21 protein-coding genes and 1 tRNA gene are annotated in these 21,108 nt (G+C 63.2%); 9 read left to right on the forward strand and 13 right to left on the reverse strand.

Translation table 11 applies throughout. From position 1 onward, the window contains the following. Positions 1 to 288 precede the first annotated feature (288 nt). Entirely contained in the window at positions 289 to 918 is a 630-nt protein-coding gene (locus J8I29_RS06190) for a glutathione S-transferase (RefSeq protein ID WP_105864603.1), read from the forward strand. 98 nt (positions 919 to 1,016) lie between these two features. Here J8I29_RS06190 and J8I29_RS06195 read toward each other — a convergent pair whose 3' ends face one another. Then, positions 1,017 to 2,501 (reverse strand): NAD(P)H-hydrate dehydratase, encoded by a 1,485-nt coding sequence (locus tag J8I29_RS06195; RefSeq protein ID WP_209431287.1) that lies wholly within the window; start codon positions 2,499 to 2,501, stop codon positions 1,017 to 1,019. A 286-nt stretch (positions 2,502 to 2,787) separates the two neighbouring features. Here J8I29_RS06195 and J8I29_RS06200 point away from each other — a divergent pair, with 286 nt between their 5' ends. The 5 genes from J8I29_RS06200 (at position 2,788) to J8I29_RS06220 (ending at position 8,772) form a co-directional block, all read left to right on the forward strand. Next, positions 2,788 to 3,126, forward strand: coding sequence for a P-II family nitrogen regulator (locus tag J8I29_RS06200; RefSeq protein ID WP_068296275.1), 339 nt, complete (start codon positions 2,788 to 2,790; stop codon positions 3,124 to 3,126). A gap of 166 nt (positions 3,127 to 3,292) precedes the next feature. After that, positions 3,293 to 4,702, forward strand: a complete 1,410-nt coding sequence (glnA, locus tag J8I29_RS06205) for a type I glutamate--ammonia ligase (protein ID WP_105864604.1) — start codon at positions 3,293 to 3,295, stop codon at positions 4,700 to 4,702. Positions 4,703 to 4,883: 181 nt separating this feature from the next. Continuing rightward, positions 4,884 to 6,035, forward strand: a complete 1,152-nt coding sequence (locus J8I29_RS06210; protein ID WP_105864605.1) for a carboxylate-amine ligase — start codon at positions 4,884 to 4,886, stop codon at positions 6,033 to 6,035. Between the two features lie 166 nt (positions 6,036 to 6,201). Further along, positions 6,202 to 7,833: an aromatic amino acid ammonia-lyase gene (locus J8I29_RS06215; protein WP_209430986.1), complete on the forward strand. Its 1,632-nt coding sequence runs from the start codon at positions 6,202 to 6,204 to the stop codon at positions 7,831 to 7,833. A gap of 9 nt (positions 7,834 to 7,842) precedes the next feature. Next, positions 7,843 to 8,772, forward strand: coding sequence for a carbohydrate kinase (locus J8I29_RS06220; protein ID WP_209430987.1), 930 nt, complete (start codon positions 7,843 to 7,845; stop codon positions 8,770 to 8,772). Positions 8,773 to 8,826: 54 nt separating this feature from the next. Here J8I29_RS06220 and J8I29_RS06225 read toward each other — a convergent pair whose 3' ends face one another. The 3 genes from J8I29_RS06225 to J8I29_RS06235 all read right to left on the reverse strand — a co-directional run bounded on the left by J8I29_RS06225 (position 8,827) and on the right by J8I29_RS06235 (position 10,239). Then, positions 8,827 to 9,102 (reverse strand): hypothetical protein, encoded by a 276-nt coding sequence (locus J8I29_RS06225; RefSeq protein WP_105864607.1) that lies wholly within the window; start codon positions 9,100 to 9,102, stop codon positions 8,827 to 8,829. Positions 9,103 to 9,618: 516 nt separating this feature from the next. Beyond that, positions 9,619 to 9,692, reverse strand: a tRNA-Gln gene (locus J8I29_RS06230). A gap of 241 nt (positions 9,693 to 9,933) precedes the next feature. Then, complete coding sequence (locus tag J8I29_RS06235; protein ID WP_209430988.1) at positions 9,934 to 10,239, reverse strand: hypothetical protein; 306 nt, start codon at positions 10,237 to 10,239, stop codon at positions 9,934 to 9,936. A 379-nt stretch (positions 10,240 to 10,618) separates the two neighbouring features. Between J8I29_RS06235 and J8I29_RS06240 the strand changes: the two genes are divergently transcribed. After that, on the forward strand, positions 10,619 to 11,356 hold the full coding sequence (locus J8I29_RS06240) for a hypothetical protein (protein WP_209430989.1): 738 nt from the start codon (positions 10,619 to 10,621) through the stop codon (positions 11,354 to 11,356). 16 nt (positions 11,357 to 11,372) lie between these two features. Here the strand turns inward: J8I29_RS06240 and J8I29_RS06245 are convergent, their stop codons facing one another. Then, complete coding sequence (locus J8I29_RS06245) at positions 11,373 to 11,819, reverse strand: hypothetical protein (RefSeq protein WP_209430990.1); 447 nt, start codon at positions 11,817 to 11,819, stop codon at positions 11,373 to 11,375. A 20-nt stretch (positions 11,820 to 11,839) separates the two neighbouring features. Further along, positions 11,840 to 12,211: a hypothetical protein gene (locus J8I29_RS06250; protein WP_209430991.1), complete on the reverse strand. Its 372-nt coding sequence runs from the start codon at positions 12,209 to 12,211 to the stop codon at positions 11,840 to 11,842. A gap of 277 nt (positions 12,212 to 12,488) precedes the next feature. Between J8I29_RS06250 and J8I29_RS06255 the strand changes: the two genes are divergently transcribed. Both J8I29_RS06255 and J8I29_RS06260 read left to right on the forward strand, forming a co-directional pair. Next, a complete protein-coding gene (locus J8I29_RS06255) occupies positions 12,489 to 13,598 on the forward strand; it encodes a hypothetical protein (RefSeq protein ID WP_209430992.1) in 1,110 nt (369 codons plus the stop codon). A gap of 315 nt (positions 13,599 to 13,913) precedes the next feature. After that, positions 13,914 to 14,660: a hypothetical protein gene (locus tag J8I29_RS06260; RefSeq protein ID WP_209430993.1), complete on the forward strand. Its 747-nt coding sequence runs from the start codon at positions 13,914 to 13,916 to the stop codon at positions 14,658 to 14,660. Between the two features lie 43 nt (positions 14,661 to 14,703). Here the strand turns inward: J8I29_RS06260 and J8I29_RS06265 are convergent, their stop codons facing one another. From J8I29_RS06265 to J8I29_RS06295, 7 genes are read right to left on the reverse strand one after another with little or no spacing between them, the layout of a single operon-like run. Next, entirely contained in the window at positions 14,704 to 15,630 is a 927-nt protein-coding gene (locus J8I29_RS06265; RefSeq protein WP_209430994.1) for an RDD family protein, read from the reverse strand. Then, on the reverse strand, positions 15,614 to 16,708 hold the full coding sequence (locus J8I29_RS06270) for a stage II sporulation protein M (RefSeq protein ID WP_245196739.1): 1,095 nt from the start codon (positions 16,706 to 16,708) through the stop codon (positions 15,614 to 15,616). Before J8I29_RS06270 ends, J8I29_RS06265 begins: the two co-directional genes overlap by 17 nt. Beyond that, positions 16,705 to 18,015 carry a DUF58 domain-containing protein gene (locus tag J8I29_RS06275; protein WP_105864613.1) on the reverse strand — a complete coding sequence of 437 codons (1,311 nt, stop codon included), beginning with the start codon at positions 18,013 to 18,015 and terminating at the stop codon, positions 16,705 to 16,707. The genes J8I29_RS06270 and J8I29_RS06275 overlap by 4 nt, the downstream gene beginning before the upstream one ends. After that, on the reverse strand, positions 18,012 to 18,968 hold the full coding sequence (locus tag J8I29_RS06280) for a MoxR family ATPase (protein WP_209430995.1): 957 nt from the start codon (positions 18,966 to 18,968) through the stop codon (positions 18,012 to 18,014). Before J8I29_RS06280 ends, J8I29_RS06275 begins: the two co-directional genes overlap by 4 nt. Then, entirely contained in the window at positions 18,937 to 20,172 is a 1,236-nt protein-coding gene (locus J8I29_RS06285) for a DUF4350 domain-containing protein (protein ID WP_209430996.1), read from the reverse strand. The genes J8I29_RS06280 and J8I29_RS06285 overlap by 32 nt, the downstream gene beginning before the upstream one ends. Continuing rightward, entirely contained in the window at positions 20,169 to 20,849 is a 681-nt protein-coding gene (locus tag J8I29_RS06290; protein WP_209430997.1) for a hypothetical protein, read from the reverse strand. Before J8I29_RS06290 ends, J8I29_RS06285 begins: the two co-directional genes overlap by 4 nt. 50 nt (positions 20,850 to 20,899) lie before the next feature. Then, positions 20,900 to 21,055, reverse strand: a complete 156-nt coding sequence (locus tag J8I29_RS06295; protein WP_181161313.1) for a hypothetical protein — start codon at positions 21,053 to 21,055, stop codon at positions 20,900 to 20,902. Positions 21,056 to 21,108: the final 53 nt, after the last annotated feature.

Raw genomic sequence — 21,108 nt, forward strand, 5'->3', positions numbered from 1 at the left:
CCGGGACCGCCAGGTTTTTCTTTTGTGCCGGCAGTGTGGCTCAGCGGGCGTGACTTGAAAGTCACACCAGAATCCGGCCGCGCGCACAAGATCTCGCGGTGCTCCATACGCTTCAGCTTGGGAGCAACGAGGGAAGCGGATTGTTCTGGTTACGGAGGTCGTCGGCAGGCGCCAGTCTTCAGCCAACACCAAGGGCGAGCCCGTCACCATGAGCCACATTCCAGTCGATTGAGCGAAGTAGTCGAGACCCGTAAGCTGTCAGCCGCACCGCGCAAGTGGAGGAGCAACATGACCAACGCCTTGACGATATGGACTTATGATTGGGTGCCACCGGGCCCCCGCGGTCACGTTCGAGACATCAGATTGCGCTGGGCCTGCGAAGAGGCTGGCCTCCCTTACGACGTAAAGTCGGTTTCCTTCCATAACCGCGGGCCGGAGCATTTCGCGCGCCAACCTTTTGGCCAGGTGCCCTTCATCGAGGACGGGGACATCGCCCTTTTCGAAAGCGGCGCCTGTCTTCTGCATCTGGCTCGAAAAAGCGAGAAACTGATGCCACGCGATCCCAAAGGAGAAGCAGCGACGCTGGAATGGACGATCGCCGCGCTCAACTCGATCGAGATGGTTTCGGTGCCCTGGTGGTTCATCGGCCTGTCCAAGCAGGCCACCAACCCGCTCGAAGGCTGGCTGTTCCAGCGCCTGCAGCATCTGGAAACGGTGCTGGCACGGCGCGAATGGCTTGCCGCGGGACAATTCACCGTCGCCGACATCGTGATGACGGAGGCTCTTCGCGTGCCGAAGGTAAGGGCTGCCGGCGATTTTCCGGCCACACGATCCTATGTCGATCGAGCCTGCGCGCGCCCGGCCTTCAAACGAGCCTATGACGGCCAGATGGCGCATTTCGCGGCGAGCGACAAATAATCGAGGCCCCACGGCTCCCCGGATGCCGCAGCATCCGGGCAGATCCACCGGGATCGACCTGTTCGCGGAAAGCTCGGAATGAGCCGGTGCGGCATTGATCACGAAGGGCGCAATGACGCCAAGGCGGCGAGAGCCTTGGGCAGCATCGCAGGCAGGTCGTCGGCGGTGAGGCCCGGCCCGAACAGATTGGCCGCTTCGCCATGGAGCCAGACGGCGGCGCTGGCGGCTTCGAAGGCCGGCATCGATTGAGCCAGGAGCCCGCCGATAAGGCCCGAGAGCACGTCGCCGGAGCCGGCCGTCGCCAGGGTAGGCGGCGCATTGGCGTTGATGGCGGCCCGCCCGTCCGGCGCTGCGATCACGGTATCGGCCCCCTTCAGCACGATGACCGCGCCGGTTGCCTCGGCAGCCGCGCGGGCCCGGTCGAGCTTGGCCGCGTGTTTTCCGGCGATGTCGTCGAAGACGCGCGCGAACTCGCCCTCATGGGGCGTGAGGACGACGGGCCCGAGCGCCGCCCGCAACGTGGCGATGAAATGAATGCGTTCGGCGGCAAAGGCGGAAAGCGCTCCGGCATCGATCAGCACGGCACGCGAGGAAGAAAGCACCAGGTCGACCTTGGCCCGGGTCTCCTCGTCCGGCGGCAAAGCGGGCCCGACGACGAACGCATTGCGCCGCGCATCCTCCAGCAAGACGGCGAGGCCTTCCGGCCCATCGCAGCGCCGCACCATGATGGCCTCGAGCGAGGCGGCATGGATAGCGAGGGCGTCGGAAGGACTGGCGACGGTCACGAGACCGGCGCCGACGCGCAATCCAGCCTTGGCCGCCAGCCGCGCCGCCCCCGTCCCTTCGATGCCCGCGGACAGGACGACCAGATGCCCCCGCGCATATTTATGTCCCGCCGGTTCGGGATGCGGAAAACCGGGCTGCCACAGGTCCGGCTGGTTGACGAAAGTCCGGGGTCGGATGGTGGCCAGCACATTGTCCGCAATGCCGATATCCGCAACCCGGACGGCGCCGCAATTGAGTTTGCCGGGCAAGAGCAGGTGCCCCGGCTTGCGCCGGAAAAAAGTCACCGTCTCGCGCGCCTTCACGGCCACGCCGCGGATCTGGCCGGTCGCCCCATCGATGCCGGAGGGCAGATCGACTGCGATGACCTGCAGGCAGGAAGCATTGATCCGCTCGACCAAACCGGCGAGCGGGCCGCCAATGTCACGGGAAAGCCCGGCGCCGAGCAGCGCATCGATGACGATTCCCTCCCTGGGGAACGAAAGGGCCAGCGCATCCTCGACCGGCTGCCCCCATTTCTCGGCAGCGTAGGCGACCTCTCCCCCCAGCGCCGAAGCCGGGCCCAGCAGGCCAAGCCGGACCCGATAGCCTCTTTCGCGCAGGATGCGGGCGGCAACGAAACCATCGCCCCCGTTCAGGCCCGTTCCACACAAAACCAGGATCGGCGTGTTGAAGGGATGCCGCGCCGCCACATCGGCCACCGCCCTCCCCGCCCGCTCGAGCAACTGGTCGGCGGTGGTGGCCTCAGCGATAGCGAGACGATCCGCATCGGCCATTTCAGATGGGGTCAGCAACTCGATCAAGACGTCCTCCAAGCTTTCCACGGCATGCGCCACCTCGTCGCATTCGGTGGAAAAAATGCGTTTGCTGCCGTCACGGGCCGAAAATTACCCTCTCACGCCGCATATTTTATTGGCAGCCCGCCAAAAAATTGTGCAGTCTTTCGGTAGCGCTTGCCCATTTTTCAGCACCTTAGGTCTCAACACGTTGAAGATAAAAGAAAATTTTCCTGTTGGCGGTTTGGCATGCGACCTGCTACCAGCAAGGAGGTTTCTGCGCACTATGTGCTGAAATCGAGGAGACCCCATGAAGAAAATTGAAGCCATCATCAAGCCCTTCAAGTTGGACGAGGTGAAGGAAGCGCTGCAGGAGGTCGGTCTGCAGGGCATTACGGTGACGGAAGCGAAGGGATTCGGGCGGCAGAAAGGCCACACGGAACTTTATCGCGGCGCCGAATATGTCGTCGATTTTCTTCCCAAGGTGAAGATCGAGGTTGTGGTGCCGGACGAGCGTGTCGAGCGCGCCATCGACGCCATTCGCAAGGCCGCCCAGACGGGCCGGATCGGCGATGGCAAGATCTTCGTCCTCAATATCGAGGAAGCCATCCGCATCCGCACCGGCGAGAGCGGCCTCGACGCCATCTAGATCAAAGTGCGTTCGTCACCGAACGCTCATTTGCTCTGGTTCTTTGTATCGACGCGTCTTTGCGGTTCCAGGTGATCCCGTCCAATCGCAAAACGCCGTGGCAATCAGCGGGCCTCTGCCTGCGCCTCATAAGATCATGCCCAAACGAACGAAAGGGTTGCACAAGATGAAGACCGCCAAGGATGTCCTGAAGGCGATCAAGGACAATGACGTCAAATATGTCGATTTCCGCTTCACCGACCCGCGCGGCAAGTGGCAGCACGTGACCTTCGACGTCTCCCTGGTGGATGAGGAGATCTTCACCGAAGGCACCATGTTCGACGGTTCCTCGATCGCCGGCTGGAAGGCGATCAACGAATCCGACATGTGCCTGATGCCGGACCCCACCACCGCCACGATGGATCCCTTCTTCTCCGCGGCGACGATGTCGATCACCTGCGACGTGGTCGAACCCTCCACGGGTGAAGGCTACAGCCGCGACCCGCGCGGCATCGCCAAGCGCGCCGAGGCCTATCTGAAGTCGACCGGCATCGGTGACGTCGCCTATTTCGGCCCGGAAGCCGAATTCTTCGTCTTCGACGACGTCCGTTTCAAGGCCGATCCCTACAATACCGGCTTCAAGCTCGATTCGACCGAACTGCCTTCCAACTTCGACACCGAATATGAAGGCGGCAATCTTGGCCATCGCATCAACACCAAGGGAGGCTACTTCCCGGTTCCCCCGCTGGATTCGGCCCAGGATATGCGCTCGGAAATGCTGGCTGCCATGCAGCAGATGGGTGTCGTGGTCGAAAAGCACCACCATGAGGTCGCCTCCGCCCAGCATGAACTCGGCATGAAGTTCGGCACGCTGGTGACGATGGCCGATCATCTACAGATCTACAAATATGCCATCCACAACGTCGCCCACACCTATGGCAAGACGGCGACCTTCATGCCCAAGCCCGTCTTCGGCGACAACGGCTCGGGCATGCATGTGCACCAGTCGATCTGGAAGGACGGCAAGCCGGTCTTCGCCGGCAACAAATATGCCGACCTCTCCGAGACCTGCCTTCACTACATCGGCGGCATCATCAAGCATGCCAAGTCGCTGAACGCCTTCACCAACCCCTCGACCAACTCCTACAAGCGCCTGGTCCCCGGCTATGAGGCGCCGGTGCTGCTGGCCTATTCGGCCCGCAACCGCTCGGCCTCCTGCCGCATTCCCTACACCACCAGCCCGAAGGCCAAGCGCGTCGAGGTCCGCTTCCCCGATCCGGCGGCGAACCCCTATCTCGCCTTTGCCGCCCTGTTCATGGCCGGCATGGACGGCATCCTCAACAAGATCGATCCCGGCCCGGCGATGGACAAGGATCTCTACGACCTGCCGCCCAAGGAGCTCAAGAAGATCCCGACCGTCTGCGGCTCACTGCGCGAGGCCCTTTCTGCCCTCGACAAGGACCGCGAATATCTCAAGAAGGGCGGCGTGTTCACCGACGACTTCATCAACAGCTTCATCGAGCTGAAGATGCAGGAAGTGATGCGCTTCGAGATGACGCCGCATCCGGTCGAATTCGAGATGTACTACTCGGTCTAAGAACGCAAGACCATCCAGAGAGAGCCGAGCGGGGGGCCGGTGCAGCGATGCACCGGCCTTTCCTTTTCTAGCCCATGGCGGCGGCGAGGGGAATCACGCCGGCCGGGGACCTTCTGGGGGTCACCTGCGTTAGAGTGCTGGATCGAGGAGCGGATCACGGCCCGACCTATCGGAGGACAGCATGGGGCATTCCTACACCTTCGGTATCGAGGAGGAGTATTTCGTGTTCCAGCGCCGGACGGGCGGCGTGCAGGAAACCATGTCGGCCCAGTTTTTCGACGAGGCCCGGCAAATGCTGGGCAAGCACGTCACGCGCGAATTGCTGCAATCGCAGATCGAGATTGCCACGACGCCCTGTCGCAACATGAAGGATGCGAGGCTGCAACTGGTAGGCTGCCGACAGGCGTTGCAGGATCTCGCCTTCAAGCACGATCTCGGCGTCCTGGCCGCGGGCACCCACCCCTCCGCCGAGTGGTCCGACCAGCATCCCACCCAGGCTACCCGCTATGGCAAGGTCACGCATGACCTGCAGATGCTCGCCCGGCGCAAGATGATCTGCGGGATGCATGTTCACGTCGAGATTCCCCCGGACCGCTCGCGAGTCGATCTGATGAGCCGCATGCTGCCCTATCTGCCGCTGTTGCTGGCGCTTTCGACCTCCTCGCCCTTCTGGCAGTCGCGCCCGACCGGCCTGATGGGCTATCGCCAGAACATCTATTCGGAACTGCCCCGCTCGGGCCTGCCGGACCTCTTCCAGAGCGAAGAGGACTATCAGACCTATGTCGACACCCTGGTGAGAAATCGCATTATCGACGACGCAAGTTTCCTGTGGTGGGCGATAAGGCCCTCCAGCCACCTGCCTACGCTGGAACTGCGGATCACCGATGTCTGTACCAATGTGGACGATGCCCTCGCCATCGCCGCGCTTTATCGCAGCCTGGTGCGGCATCTCATCCGCAAGCCGGACCTCAACCGCGGCCTGACGTCGCCCGGGCGCGCCATCGTCGAGGAAAACAAATGGCGGGCTCAGCGCTACGGCATTCACGGCTCGCTCATCGACCTCCACAGCGGACAGGCGAGAAGCGCCGCCAATATGCTGACGGAACTGCTCGATCTCGTCTGGGAAGACGCCGAACTGCTCGGCTGCAGCGAAGACCTGGCGACCGCCCAGATGATCCTGCGCACCGGCACCAGCGCCGACGGACAACTGGCGGTCTACGAAGAGCGCATCGCCGCCGGCGCGACCACCGACGAGGCCATCCACGCCGTGGTCTGCTGGCTTGCCGACAGGACGGCTGCACCGCTCGCTGCGCGCCTTGCCACCGGCGGCTGACGGGCCGGTTGCGTTTCGATCCGCTTCTGCTAGAGCAAAGCCCGTTCAGACGGAAACGCTTGTTTGCTCTCACTCTTTGGTGCGACGCGTCTTTGCGAGTCCTGGCGATTCCGCCAAATCGAAAAACGCTTTGGGTCAAGATATCGAGCGTGACGCGGGGGAGGCCATGACTGTCACCATAGACGGACGGCGTATGACGGGTGCCAAGGTCGTCCGCGTCGCGCGCGCACAGAAGGCAGGTCGATTCGAGAAAGCGGGTATCGAGGCCAAGGCCCGTGCCGCGGTAGGTGCCGCGCGCGACTATATCGACGCCAACTGGCTGAACGACCAGGCCCCGCTGATGTACGCCTTCAACACCGGCGTCGGCCTGTTCAAGGAAGTGCGCATCCCCATCGCCAACATGGCGCATTACCAGGACCAGACCATTCGCGCCCACGCCACCGGCATCGGCGAGCCCTTTGCGCGCGAGATCGTGCGGGCCACCATGCTGCTGCGCGCCAATGCCTTCGCCTCCGCCTATTCCGGCGCGACGCTGCCGCTGATGGACCGTCTCGTCGGCTTCCTCAATGCCGGCCTGCACCCCGTGATCCCTTCCAAGGGCTCGGTCGGCGCGTCCGGCGACCTTGCGCCCCTCGCCTATCTCGCCGGCGCCATCCGCGGCTTCGAGGACGTGCAGGTCGAATATAAGGGCAAGGTTTATCCGGCGCCCGAAGCCGCGCGCCGGGCCGGCTTCGAGCCCGAATACAAGATGGGGGCCAAGGAAGCCTCGGCCATCATCAACGGCTCCACCGTATCGCTGGCCATCGCAGCCCTTGCCCAGGAGGACGCCAAGCGTATCCTCAAACATGCCGACATCGCGCTCGCCTTGACGCTGGAAGCCTTGCGCGGCGAACTGGCGGCCTTCGATCCGCGTGTGCATGCGGCGCGCCCGCATCGCGGCCAGGCCCGTACCGCCCGCAATCTCCTGCGCATTGCCGGCGATTCCAAGCGCTGCTCGGAAGGCGCGCGCGCCATCCTCTATCCCGACGAAGCGCGCGATCCGGCCAAGCCCGTGCCGCCGCGCGTGCAGGACGTCTATTCGCTGCGCTGCGCCCCGCAGGTGCACGGACCGGTCTTCGAGGCTCTCGCCTATGCCGACGGCATACTCGGCGTCGAGATGAATTCGGCCACCGACAATCCGCTGATGTTCGCCAATGACGACGGCAGCTATGTCTCGATCTCGGGCGGCCATTTCCACGGCGCTTACGTCGCCCAGGCCATGGATCTGCTCGCCATTGCCATGACCGATCTCGGTGCCATTTCCGAACGCCGCCTCGCCCGGCTGATCGATCCGGTGATGAGCTACGGCCTGCCGCGCAACCTGCTGGCCGGCCAGCGGGGCCTCAATACCGGCTTTGCCACGGTGCAATGCTCGATGTCGGCCCTGGTCATGGAAAACCGCAGCCTCGCCACGCCCGGCTCCGTCGACTCCATCCCCGGCAAGAGCAATGCGGAGGATCATGTTTCGAACTCCACCTGGTGCGCGCGCAAGGCCCGCACCGTGGTGGAGAATGTCGAGCAGATCGTTGCCGTCGAGATGCTGATGGCGGCCCAGGCGCTTTCGCTAGTCGCCGATCGCAGTAAGGACTACCCGATCGGCAAGGGCTCGCAGGCGGCCCTCGACGCCATCCGCGCCGAAATCGCGCCGGCTCTTGACGGGGACCGCTGGTACCACCACGAAATGCAATCCATACTCGAACTTGCCCGTAGCGGCCGCATCCTGGCGGCCGTTGAAGCGGCAGTCGGTGGCCTGGAGTGAGGAGACCCCATGATTCTTGTGTGCGGCGAAGCCCTGATCGACTTTCTGCCGGTCAAAAGCACCGATGGCCGGAGTGCCTATCGACCGGCTGTCGGCGGCAGCCCCTTCAACACGGCCGTCGGCATCGGTCGGCTCGAGGGTGATGTCGGATTCTGCGCCGCGTTGTCCACCGACTTCTTCGGCGACGACCTTGCCGCTGCCTTGACCAAGTCGAAGGTCAAGCAGCACTACGTGGCCCGCTCGAAACATTCCTCGATGCTTGCTTTCGTCTCCGTCGGCGAAGGCGAACCGGAATATGCCTTCATCGACGAAGCCTCCTCCAATCGCCTGTTCTCGCCGGAACGCGACGTTCCGCCGGTCGGGCCGGAAGTTTCGATGATCTGGACGGGTTCGGTCGCCCTCATCAACGATCCGATCGCCTCCGCCTATGAGACGCTCTACTTCGCCAACAAGGGCAAGCGCGTGCTCGGCATGGATCCGAATGTGCGGCCGACCGTGGTGGGCGACGCCGTCGAATATCGCGCCCGCATGAAGCGCATGACGGAAGCCGCCGAGATCATCAAGATTTCCAAGGCCGATCTCAACTGGCTCTATCCCGGCATCGATCCTGCCGCCTGGGCACGGGACCTGGTGGCGAAGGGCGCCCATCTGGTCGTGCTGACGGATGGCGGCAATGGCGCGGAAGGCCATGGCAAGGGGTTTGCTGTCAAGAGCCCCGTGGTCAAGGTCGAGAAGGTCGCCGACACGGTCGGCGCCGGCGACAGCTACTCCTCCGGCCTGCTGACCATCCTGCAGCGTCGGAACGTAGTTTCCATCGATACCGTGAAGAACATCGACGAGGCCATCGCCCAGGAAGCCATGGACTATGCCGCACGGACGGCGGCGATCACGGTCTCGCGCGAGGGCGCCGATCCCCCGTGGAACCACGAAATGGCCTAATCGCCTTCCGGCCAGGCGCTCGCCTTCACAGGAGCGGCATCGACACCGATGCCGCTACTCCTCCAGCTGAGCCAGTTTCTTGTCGAAACGCCCGCTTTGCAGGCTGATCAAGGCGAGCAGCGGCAGGGCGAACAGCGCCAGGTGCACATAGCCGCCGCGCACCAGCAGGAACTGTGCGATCAGCGTGCCCGCATCTATCAGCAGCAGCAGCACCGCCGCCGTCAGGCTCGCCACGGGCACGAGGACGAGCAAGGCGGCGAGAACCTGCGTCGACGACAAGGCGATGCGCATCCAGGGGGCGAAGCCGAGCGCATCGAACTGACGGACCATGATCCGATGCCCCCATAGGGTGAGCAACGCGGGCGTAAGGAAAATAAGCGCCACAAGAATACGCAAACCCCAGGTAACCAGAAGCTTGGTACGGGATTGGGGGGAAGAGTCGGGCTCCATCCGTGTACTCGCCAACAACGCCTTTGGCGCGGCTAAAGCACGATGAAAGCGCTTGCAGACGTCCACGAGGCCAACATTGAATAATCCGCCCGCTTCACCGCATTGGCAACTGTTAAAATTGCACGAGAGCGTGATCTGTAACCGGCGAAACGCCTTACACCCTCTCGCCACCTGAGGTGGTCTCCACTTGCCGCAATGGTGGAGCACTGCCGGGCGGCGCGGCGGAAGGTCGGTTTCATTCTGGCAGCCGCCCCGGAGAAGGCACGCTGTTACCACAATGACATGCGGCAGGATCAGGGGTTTCCAGGAATGCTGGATGCTTGCCGGGCTTCGCGGAGCCTAATGGCTGGCGCTTGGCATTGCTGCGGCGTGTCTGGTAATTTCTGAGAGGAAGATTGGCTCGGGGACCTGGATTCGAACCAAGATTAACGGAGTCAGAGTCCGCTGTTCTACCGTTGAACTATCCCCGAACAAAGGGCCTTTTCGATCAAACACTTGGTTGGAATGTGTTCAATCCAACGCGTGTTTCAGTGGGTGGCCCCGTTCTGTCCGGGCTTCATATTGAAGTCGCTGCCGCATTGCAAGAGGGCTTGTCGTTTTTCTGTGACCATCGCTTCCGTTTGCAACCCAGAGGGCACAGCAGCCGCTAGCCTGCGCCTAGTCCGACGGGAAACAGGCGCCGCGAAGGCGCCTGTACCGACAGGAAACGGCTCAATAGCCGTCATCGTAATAGCGACGATGGGGATAGCTGCGATAGCCAAAACCGAATCCGAAGCTGGGACGCTCTTCGTAGTAATAATTGTTCGGATTCCGGCCGGGATGACGGCGCAGATAATGGCTGAGTTTGCAGCCCCCGTAACTGGTCACCTTGTAGCCTGGCGGACATCCACCATGATACCGAACCTGGACAATGCTGGAACCATCGTCGGCCGGACGTGGCACGAGAGGTGCTGCGAATACCGACGAGCCAGAAATACCCATTGCCGCCACAAGACCTATCAGTATCGAGCGTGTCATCGGGACCTCCTTCTCAGACGATCTCGGACATACCAATGATTCAAAACCTCATTTTAGTGAAAACGTTCCCTCTCTCTGGATTTCGCCGAAGCAGGATTCCAGGAAACCAGCCAGAAGATCTGAGTGAATGCCTGCCCGAGGCGGCCGGAAAAGCACGACCGGCGCTGTTCGTCACGATACTGGCCGATCAAAGGTGAGCCGGAAGGCCAAGGCATCCTCCTGAACCGGCCCCTGTCGCGCATGTCTTCACAAAGCGGGGCGCGACCGGGGACCAAAGCCCGTCCCGGGCGTTATGATACCACGACGCAAGCCCTTTCTCTTGCGCCCCACAAAGGTCATAACAGATCGATTGGCGTGGCCAGTCTCGACCGAGTTGCCCATGAGCAGACATACTGCCCACCGACCGCCTCTGCGCTTGCCTCTTCTCCTTGCGAATGCGGTGAAGGGTTTGTGGCGCGGTCTCGTCCCGATCGTCCTGCTCAACGCTCTGCCGAGCCTGCCGACCCTGCTCGCCTTGATGGTGAACGGCGAGGTGTCGCAAACCCCTACACTTGCCGATCTGGTGGCCTTGCCCATCGCGGTGATTCTGCTGGTCTTTGCCCAAGGGGCCACGGTTGCGGGCACGCATCGCCTGCTGCAGGGCGACGATTTCGACCTGCTTCTGTCGATGCAGCAAACCTGGCGGAGGCTTCCCACCCTGCTGGGCACCGCCTTTCTCAGCGGCATTCTGGTCCTGCTCGGCCTCGCGGCGCTGGTCGTGCCCGGCCTGATGGCGATCGCGCTGCTCTATCTCGTCCTTCCGGCCTGCATGATCGAGCGCACGGACATGGTCGAGAGCCTGGAACGCAGCGGGCAGCTCACCCAGGGCTATCGCTGGTCCATCCTTGGCCTCTTCATCCTGACCCTGCTGCCGACCATCGGGCTTGGAGCAGTCACCGGTGATCTCGCCAATGCCCCCGCAACCGTGATGCAGGCTCTGGGCCAGGAGGCTGGCATGATGCTGTTCAGCATGCTCTCGGCGGTGACGGCAACGGCCGCCTTCGAGCGACTTGGCGAGATCCGCGGCATGCCGGAGGCCGCACGGCCCCTCCCGGAATGGGCCAGCGGCAAGACCTGAAAGCTGCCCCTGCCCTCTAAGGCGGTTCATCCCAGAGGAAGGGATGGTCCGGCGGCAACCGGACGTTGCTTATCCTGTCCCACCAATTCGTTGGCTTGCGGCCGTTGCACCAGTAGGAATCGTAGATGGTGTCCACCTGCCAGCCCCACAGATGGGCCAGTCCCTTGATGTCCAGGGGATACATTATGTTCCTGGCCGTCGCTTGGCCCGCGTCGGATTGCTGATGGTTGAGGCGGCAGGCGTGCCCCATTTCGTGGATCAGCAAGGTCTTGGGACTGTCCTGGATTGGTGTGGGATCGGCTATGACCCAGGGCAGCCACTCCTGGCGCAGAACCGTGTAGCCATTCGGCCCGCCGTCAATATGGGCGAATACCACGACCAGCCGCGTCTCATCCCGGATCGTGCCGAGGCTTCTCCTGAGGGCAATGAGGCCATCGATGGGAGCCTCTCCCTCCCTGGGCACATGGACCGAGCCGCTGAAATTCAGAAGGCCGCGCGCCGCAGGGCCTTGTTCCTCGATCGACTTGGCCGCGGCTTCGGTCTGCTTCTGGGCGGCCCTGCCCTTCGCTTTCCTTTGCCGCGCGAGCTGTTTACCCGCGGACCTGTCGAATTCGCGGGTGGCGCCGGTTCTGTTTGCAGCGGCAACATGTCGAGTGCCAGCGTATATTTGCGAAGGATTTCGTCGGCCCCTTTGAGCAATACCCAGCTGTTGTTCCACAGCGATACGTCCCGCCAGATATCGGCAGCCCAATAGACCTGCACCCGCACGCCCTTGCCGCCAAAGTCATGATATTGTTGGGGTTTGTTATCGATGTCGTTGGCGGGATCTTTGTTGAAGTCGAGAAAACTCGTCATTTGAAGGACTCTCGCGCCATCGTCACCATGGGCTGAGGAAGGCGGCATTGACAAGATGGCACGGGGTCGTAGGGAGCGCCCGCTGGGGAAGGCCGCCACCCACGCGCTTGATTGGAGCATGGAAAAGCCGGGGCCGCCTCCCCCGAACTCGGGATGACCCGGACGCTCCTCCTGGCGATACTGCCTCATCAGGCAGCATCGCGGGCTTGCTGCGGGCCGCGCAAAACGAACCGCGATCGCTCCGCCACGAAGGCATGCCGCCTTCACGGAGACAATCATGGCTACACCGCTCGAAACCAAGCCCGTCAAGCTGGCCCCGATTCCGCGCGGCCGTCCCTACCGCGTGAAGGATGGCGACGACTGGCTTTCCGTTGCCAGGGCGCATGGCATCAACGTGCAATATCTGATCAGCTATAATTTCGACACGCTCAATACCCGGGAGGTGAACTGGTATCTGCGCCACCGCGTCGGCTGCGTCGTGCCGAGTCCGAAGGGTTGGAACTGGCGGTTCAGCAGCAGTGCCAATCCCGGCATCATCATGATCCCGCCCGATGACGGCCAACTCGTCCTCAAGATCAACAGCTTCACCTATTCGATCGCCACCATGAGCTGGATCGACCCGCGCTCCGGCCTGCCGGAGCACGATGCCGGCAGCCCGGGCGAACTTGTCGATCGCAAGCTCATCCTCGGCAGCAGCGGCTATCGCTTCGCCAATTTTCTCGAAGCCACCATCGAAAGTACGGACACCTCCTCCAAAGCGATCAGGCTGCTCCACCGCGTCGCATACGAGAAGGATACCGGCCTCTACCGCTCGCCATCCTTTCTCGGCTTTCCCTCCTATCCCTATCCGATCAAGCTGGAGGAGCCGCAATATATCGACGAGGGCGTGGTGTTCCGCCAAACCGTCGGCGCCCGTACCCAGAGCGCCGAACTCGCCGCGGGCGTGGCGCCTCCCCCCATCGGCTTCGTTGCCGGCAAGATCCTGCAGAAGGTCATGAATTTCCCGCCGATCTGGACGGAACTGAAGCTGACGCTGCGCTATGACGGGACCTATGAGGGCGAACTCGTCGCCCACAGCCTCTATCCGAGCTGCTCCTATTATGAACGCTCGCCGCTCATCTGCCTCAATCTCGGACCCAAACCCGAAGCCTGCGAGGCCTATGAGCGCAAATATGAATATGACGGCCTGCCGAATTTCGACCGCTGGTTCGAACAAGACAAAGGCTGGGGCGCCAAGAGCGGCTATATGCCCGCCGACGGCAATCCGTGGGGAGTCACCGCGCCCGATTCGGACGTGCTCTTCGGCCAGCAGCCCCCGGACCCGAACGAGGAGGTACGCCGCCCACGCCAATATCCACCCGAGACCTGGCGTCCTCCCAGCCGCTGAGATGGCTTTTCCGACTTCTCCGCGGTTTGAGCGATCGGCGCCGCGGCGCTGTCCGAACCTCACGCCCGGCCCTTCCGCGGCAGATGTCATCCTTATACCAAGGAAAATAAAGGCACCATTTGCACTTCCACTTCGCGTGAAATAAGTTTCCATAGGTGTCCCTCGCCGAACTTTCTTGCCGTGTACTTGGCAGTTCGCAAAGGAACTGTGGTTTGCAAAGGAAATCGCCGTCGATGGATACTTCCGCAAATATGATCTCCGGACGCCACCCCGGCATGGCTTGGGTAATGCCCCTGCTTAATAGGATGCACTTTCATGACCAACTACAGTCAGGCCACCGGCTCCGGTGATTTCAACATCGGCGCCTTGATCAGCGAGAGCCTTGCCGTTCTCCACCGAGCTCTGCCCCGTTTTCTGGGGCTGGGTCTGATTCCCATCATTCCCCTGATTATCTCGACCCTGGTCATCGGGGTGCCGGCGCCGGGGAACCCGTTGCCGAACGCTGGTGCGTTCATCGCGCTGATGCTGATCTACATCGTCCTGCTTTTCGTGATCCAAGGGGGCATGATCTACGGCGCGTTCAACGAACTGCGTGGGCAGAGTTTTTCGGTCGGAGACGCTCTCTCCAAGGGATTGGCACGTTTGCTGCCACTGGTGGGGCTGTCGATTCTCATCGGCCTTGCGGTCACGATCGGGCTGATTCTGCTTGTCGTGCCGGGCGTGTGGCTGATCTGTGTGCTTTATGCCGCCGTCTCGGTCTGTGTCGTCGAACAGCGTGGCGTTACCGAAAGCATGTCCCGAAGCGCTGAACTGACTTCAGGCTTTCGCTGGAAGATTCTCGGCCTCGCGCTGATCGTCGGCATCGCCGGCTGGATCGTCGCCGCCATCATCGAATATGTCGCCGGGGGTATCGGTGGCCCCACATTCGGCGCGCTGCTGGCCAATCTGTTCCAGGTGTACCTGATCGCCCTTGGCAGCGTCCTCAGCGCCTTGGTCTATTATCGCCTGCGTTCGATCAAGGAAGGCGTCGACATCGACAGGCTCGCCAACGTCTTCGATTGAGGCCTTCACCGCAATGGGAGCCGGCCCTCGGCTTGGCCGTCCCTCACCTGGCGGGCTCGCCGGCCTTGCGGGTGCCCGAGTTCTTGTCGTCGCGATAGCGGCCGAAAAGCTGACCGCGCTCGAGCTCGGCCCGCTCCGCCGCATAGAAGGCCTGCAGGAAATCCGTCGCGGCATTGGGCTCGAAGGTGCCTTGCCAGCCGATGCGCCGGATGATCTTTTCGGCGATCTCGCGATGGATGCGCCAGGTCTCGGTCCCGCCGGGCCGGCGGAGAATTTCTTCCAGCACCTGCAATTCATAGGCGCCATAGGCCTGCAATTGCGCCGAGGTGAAGCTGTAGCGGGCCGCGGCCTTGGCTGCACCCTGCGTGAGGTCGAGCGCAAGCGCCCGCTTGGGCAGGGCGATCACCAGCGTGCCGCCGATCAGGTCGCCCGCCCGCAGATGATCCCGGTTGAAGAAGGGCAAGGCGGCGAGCAGCACCACCCACCCCAACATCGAGAGCGCCTGCCAGGATTCGCCGCTGTTCGAAGCGCCGACCCACATGAAGAAAAGCTGCAGCGGCAGGAAGAACTCGACCTCGCGGGTCAGGTTGCGGGCAACGACGGCCGTGGGGGTGAGGACGCCGCCCTTGCGATCGATCACCTTCAAACCAGTGGCCCGCTTGCCGGGCGTCGAGCCCTGCCAGGCCAGCTCGAAATGGATGAAATAGAGGTTGCGCAGCAGGAAGGAGAGGAAGGATATCACCGTCACCGCGACATCGCTGCCGCCGCGCAGGAAGGTCGCCGCCAGGGCGATCCAGATCAGGATGGTGGCGCCGAACCAGATCATCAGGTCGATCAGGAAGGCGCCCAGCCTTTCGCCACGATCGGCGACCTCGACATGGATGGCGACGCCTTCCGGCGTCACGATCTCGCGGGTGCGGCGCTGCCGCCCCTCCAGCAGTTGGGAAACGCGGTCACGCGGAGAGGGCATGCTGTGCCCCCTTGCCGCAATAGAGGAAATAAACGCCCCACAGCACGGCCGTGACAGCAGCGAAGGCAAAGCGCCAGGAGGTCACGTTGATGAGCTGGCGCAAGCCTCCCTCGATGAACCCCGCGATGAACAACATGGCAACCGCTCCGCAAGCAATGATCGCGGCCTGCTTGCCGTGGATGGCGAGCGCTTCCAGGCGTGAATAGCGGCCGGGGAAAATGATCTTCTCGGCCACCACCAGGCCTGCGGCGCCACACAGGATGAAGGCACCGAGTTCCGTCACGCCGTGAATGGAGAGCCAGCCGATGCAATCGATGAGAAGCCCGCGCTGATAATGGATCGCCAGGAAAGCGCCGACGATCAGCCCGTTATAGACCAGCAGCAGCAAGGTCGGCACGCCGGCCATGAAACCTACCCCGAAGGACAGGATGGCGACCATGCTGTTGTTCTGGAACAGGTAATTGGCGAAGACGATGAAGCTCTCCTTGAAACCGTCCCAGGGTGCGAACAGGACGCTGCGCAGATATTCGGCGCTGGCGCTCGGTCCCCGCCCGCCTGCCAGGCCATCGGGTACGATGGCGTTGAACCATTCGGCCTCGCTGTTCACCAGGACGAACCCGGCCGCAATGCCCAGCGCCATCGCGGCGAAGGCGATCAATATATGCCAGCCCGCCTTGCGCACGGCGTCTGGGAAGCCGTAGCGGAAGAAGTGGCCCAGCCCCGCCATCAGGCTGGTGCGCGGTCCGTAGACCACCAGATAGGCCCGCAGGGTCAGGGCTTCGAGATAACGCAGCAGATTACGGTCGAGTGCGATGCTGCGCGCGACGGACAGCGAGGACAGCGCCGAGCGGTAGAGCAGCGGCATCTTCTGCAGCTCATCCGCGGAGACGCTCTTGATCCCACGCTTCTCGACGCGCGTGACCAGATCCTCGAGTTCCCGCCAGCCTTCCTCGCGTCCCCGCCGAAATTCCGCCGAGCGCAGCACGATGTGAGCCCGGGGCTCGTTGGGCACGCCGATGATCGTCGGCGCCGGCCGGGCTGGACCGGCCTCCGGAAAGCCTGCATCCATGGCTGTCATAGCAGGCCCTCCTGCTTGATTTGGAGATAGCGGTTGAGCAGGGCGACACTGAGCCCGCCGACCGGCACATCGACGCAATGCACGCCGAGACGGGCGATACGCTCCATCACGATCGCTCGCTCGCGCGCGAAATCATGGGCCACCACGGCTTCGGCCACGATGGTGAAATCCTGCGGCTCCGCATTGACCAAACGCGTGGTCAGCGGGTCCTGCAGCGTGACGAAGATCACGGCATGACGGTTGGCCATGCGCTTGAGGCTCTCGATCAGCAGTTCGGCCATCACGCTGTCGACGAATTCGGTGAACAGCACCACCAGGGCCCGGCGCTTCAGCCGCGCGTTCAGCTCGGCCAGGCCCAGGGTGAAATTGGTCTCCTCGGTGTGATAGGCAAGCTGGGCGGCGGAGCGCTGCAGCCGGGCATAATAGGTGCTGCCCCGGCCCGGTTCCAGATAATGGCGGATGGTGGCGTCGAAGCCGAAACTGCCGACGAGGTCGCCAGCCCTAAGCCCGGTCCAACCAAGCATCAGACCCGCCTCGATGGCGTGATCGAGCCGCGCCAGGCCGTCGATCGGCTCGAGCATGAGATGGCCGGTATCGAAGGCCAGCACGATCTGATGATTGCGCTCGATACGGAATTCCTTCGACAGGAGCTTGCGATGGCGGGCCGACTGCTTCCAGTCGATCATGCGGGAGTCGAGGCCGGGCACATGCTCGCGCAGCGTATCGAACTCGGTGCCCTCGCCCTTCTGGTTCTGGGTCTTGGTGCCGTAGATGGCGCTCTTGCTCAGCGCCTGGATGGCCGGACCGAAGGACATGCGGGCGGCCGGCAGGATTTCGATCTTGCGATCCAACCCTTCCTTGAGACGCCATTCCACCAGCCCCAGCGGCCCCCGCCAGCGCAGCCACAGGGCCTCCAGGGTCACCACCCCGCGCCGCAAGGCGGTGAAGGGAATGCTGAGCCTCTCCGGAGCTCCGCCGAAATGCCCCGCCACCATCGGCGGCGTCTCCAGCGGCCCGTCGAGATCGACCACCGCCTCGATCCTGAGCGGGCGGGCCGACCCCGTGCTGCGCAGCGTGACCTCGATCTGCCCCTCATTGCCGACCGGCAACCGCCTTGGAGCCTGAAGGTCGACCACCAGAGATCGACGCGGCGGGATCAGCAGCGCGTCGACGGCGATCACCACCAGCGCCAGCAGGCTGAGGTCGAAGGAAAACGGCCACAGGGCCGGGTTCCACACCACCATCAACAAGGCGACGGGGATGCCCAGGCTGAACAGCAGGACGGCGCGCGGGGTCGGCCGGATCATCGGGGCGCTGCCGTCTGGTCCAGGATCTCGTTGACGATGCGATCGGGGGTGAGGCCGTCGATCTCGGCATTGGGCGCCAGCACGATGCGATGACGCAGGATCGGCCGGGCCAGACGCTTCACGTCGTCGGGAATGACGAAATCGCGCCCGTTCAGCGCGGCCAAGGCCCGCACGGAGGCCGCGAGCGCATTGGCGGCGCGGGTCGATCCGCCCGTCTCGATCGCCGGATGCTGGCGGGTGGCGCGCACCACGTCCACGATATAGTCGATGATCTGCGGCGTCAGCACGATCTGCTCGCTGGTCGCCCTGAGATCGGCGAGAGTCGCCGGATCGGCCTGCGTCTGGATGCCGAAATCGGAGAGCTTGGGCATGGCTGAGCGGTGCCCGTGCTGGGTGACGATGGCCCGCTCCTCGTCGCGGCTGGGATAGGTGACATCGATCTTGAAAAGGAACCGGTCGAGCTGCGCCTCGGGCAAGGGATAGGTCCCCTGCTGCTCGATCGGATTCTGGGTCGCCACCACCATGAAATCGGCGCCGAGCGCATAGGTCTTGCCGTCGATGGTAACGGCCCGCTCGTTCATCGCCTGCAGCAAGGCCGCCTGCGTCTTGGGCGGGGTGCGGTTGATTTCGTCCGCCAGCAGGAGATCGGTGAAGATCGGCCCCTCTGTCAGCACGAAGGTGTTGGTCTGGAAGTTGAACAAATTGGTGCCGATCACGTCGCCCGGCATCATGTCGGGCGTGAACTGCACGCGTCCGAATTTCAGCGACAAGGTCGAGGCGAAAGCCTGCGCCAGCAGCGTCTTGCCAGTACCGGGCACGCCTTCGAGCAGAATATGCCCGCCGCAGAGCAGGCCGGTGAGCATCAGTTCGATGACCTCGTCCTGGCCGACGATGGCCTTGCCGACTTCCTTGCGGATGCCGTCAGCGATGTGAGCGACGCGCTGCAGTTCCATCGGTGATTTCTTCCTTCCAATCATGAATATCGCGCGCGGCCTGGAACAGGCCGGTCAGGGATGTGCCCTGCCCTTCTCCCGCGCGAGCGAGAATGGGGGAGGCCTTGGTTTCCAGCCCCCTGGCCTCGCCGATTTTGTCGAGCCACTCCGCCAGTTTCTCGTCATCGAGCTGGCGGGGTGCGTGAAACAGCCGGCCGACGTCGCGCAATGTCGCGCGCACATAGCGGCGCATGACGAAGGCCTGATGGCCGGCGCGGTCGAGCAGAGTGGCCGTGTTGGTGATCAGGCGCCCCTTGCCGAGATCGAAGGCCGGCGGCGCCAGGCGCGGCTTGCCGAAACGGCTGGTGGTGGCCAAGGCCAGCAGCGCCGTCGCGGCGAGCACGAGCAGAAGCACGATGACATAGGGAAACTGGAACAGCTTCCTGAAGGGGCTGTCGACATTGTTGACCATGCCATGGATGGTCTCGTCGAACACGACCTTGCCGTCTCCGAGTTCGGCGTCGCGCATGGCATTCAGCAAAGCAAGCGCGAATTCGGCGTTCCGCCCCTTGGTCAGGCCGTGATTCTCGATGAGGTCGGGATCGGCGAGCACCCAGACGCGGCGTTCGCCATCGAGTTTCTCCCCGATCAACATGCCCTGGCGATTGCCGATGATCGGGGTGAGCTCCTCGCTCCTGATGAGCTGGGCGCCGTCGTCGAAGGACGGATTGACGCCAAGGTCGTTGCGGTCCCAGCTCTTGGGCGGATCCCCCCTGGTGACTTCGAGCTGCGGTTCCACCAGCCGCGCAATGCTGGTGACCCAGGGAATGTCCATCGGCGTGGCGGACCGGATCCAGGTGGGCTTGCTCCGGTCGGCCAGGGCCCAGCGCTTGGGCAGTACCAGCAGGACATTGTTCTCCCGCCCCAGCCGAATGATATCGTCCTTCGACAGGCTCGATGTCGGCTCCGCCATCACCAGCAGCCCGCCTTCACCCGGGGCGACGATCCCATTGATGCGGCTGCGCGCGACCGGGATATCGAAGCGCTGCGCTAGGTCGTAAAGGCCGGCATGCCCGATCGCCGAGACAGACTTGGTGGTGGTGCTGAAGCCCTGTTCTTCGGATGAGCCGTTCAGCATCAGCAGCATGGACAGGGCGAAGATGGCCGTTGCTCCCGCGACCAGCACGGCCAGGACGGGACCGGAGAAAGTGGCCTTTTCCGTCATGCCGCCCTCGCCTGCATCGCCTCGGTCAGGATCTCGTAGCTCTGCCGGCAAGCGGCATAATCCCGTTCCTCGGCGAGGCTTTCACCGAAATAGACGGGTTCCACCCGCCCGATGATATCGGCGAGCGCCTGCTTGCCCCGATCCGGCAGCGAAAGGGCTCGAAGAATCTCGCGGCTGGTCAGTGAATCAGCGAAGCTGACATTGAGCCTTTTTCGCACCTCGATCAGGCTACGTAGCAGCAAGGCATGCATCGCTTCGGCAAGGCGGCCCTGGCGCGCCAGCTCGTCGGCCTCGATTTGGGCCACCACCATGCGTTCGACCGAGGCCGCCTGGGCGGAGACATCCGTCTCGACATGGGCGACCAGCTTGCGCCGGCCGAGCACCGGCAGGCGATCCCGCATCGTCCAGATTGCGAAGATCAGGCCCGCGGCGATGGCGGCATAGAGCAGGATGCTCAGCAAGGTCCCCAGCCAGGGGCTCCAGATACGCGGCGCCCGCTCGTCCGGTTTCGGCTCGGTCTTGGGGGTCACCACCTCGCCCTTGTTGCCGGGCAGATCCGGCTGCAGACCGAGATTGCGCGCGACATCCCGGGCCACGGCCTGGGGATCGGAGGCGGCAACAGCCGGTATTGCCGGCGTCAAAGCAAGGAGAACCGCCAGGCCAGCGACAGCCGGCATGGTTCTTCGCGTCAGATTGATTCGACCCCGTTCCCGCACCAAACCGCCAATCAGCCCCGCTTCATATCCGCGAACATGGCGTGACGGCCGATCCGGAGCAAGCGTCCAGGGAACACATTCGCCGCGTCCCGATCGAATTCACTCAGCCGCAGGATTGCGGCAGCAGGCCGCCGCCGGCAAAAGAGCCATTCGCGAATCTGTTCCATTTTTGTTCATATCTCCCTTCTACCCTCTTTCGAAGCGCGCCCGCCGAATCGCC

Source organism: Labrys sp. LIt4, assembly GCF_017813775.1.
GTDB classification, from domain to species: Bacteria; Pseudomonadota; Alphaproteobacteria; order Rhizobiales; family Labraceae; genus Labrys; species Labrys okinawensis_A.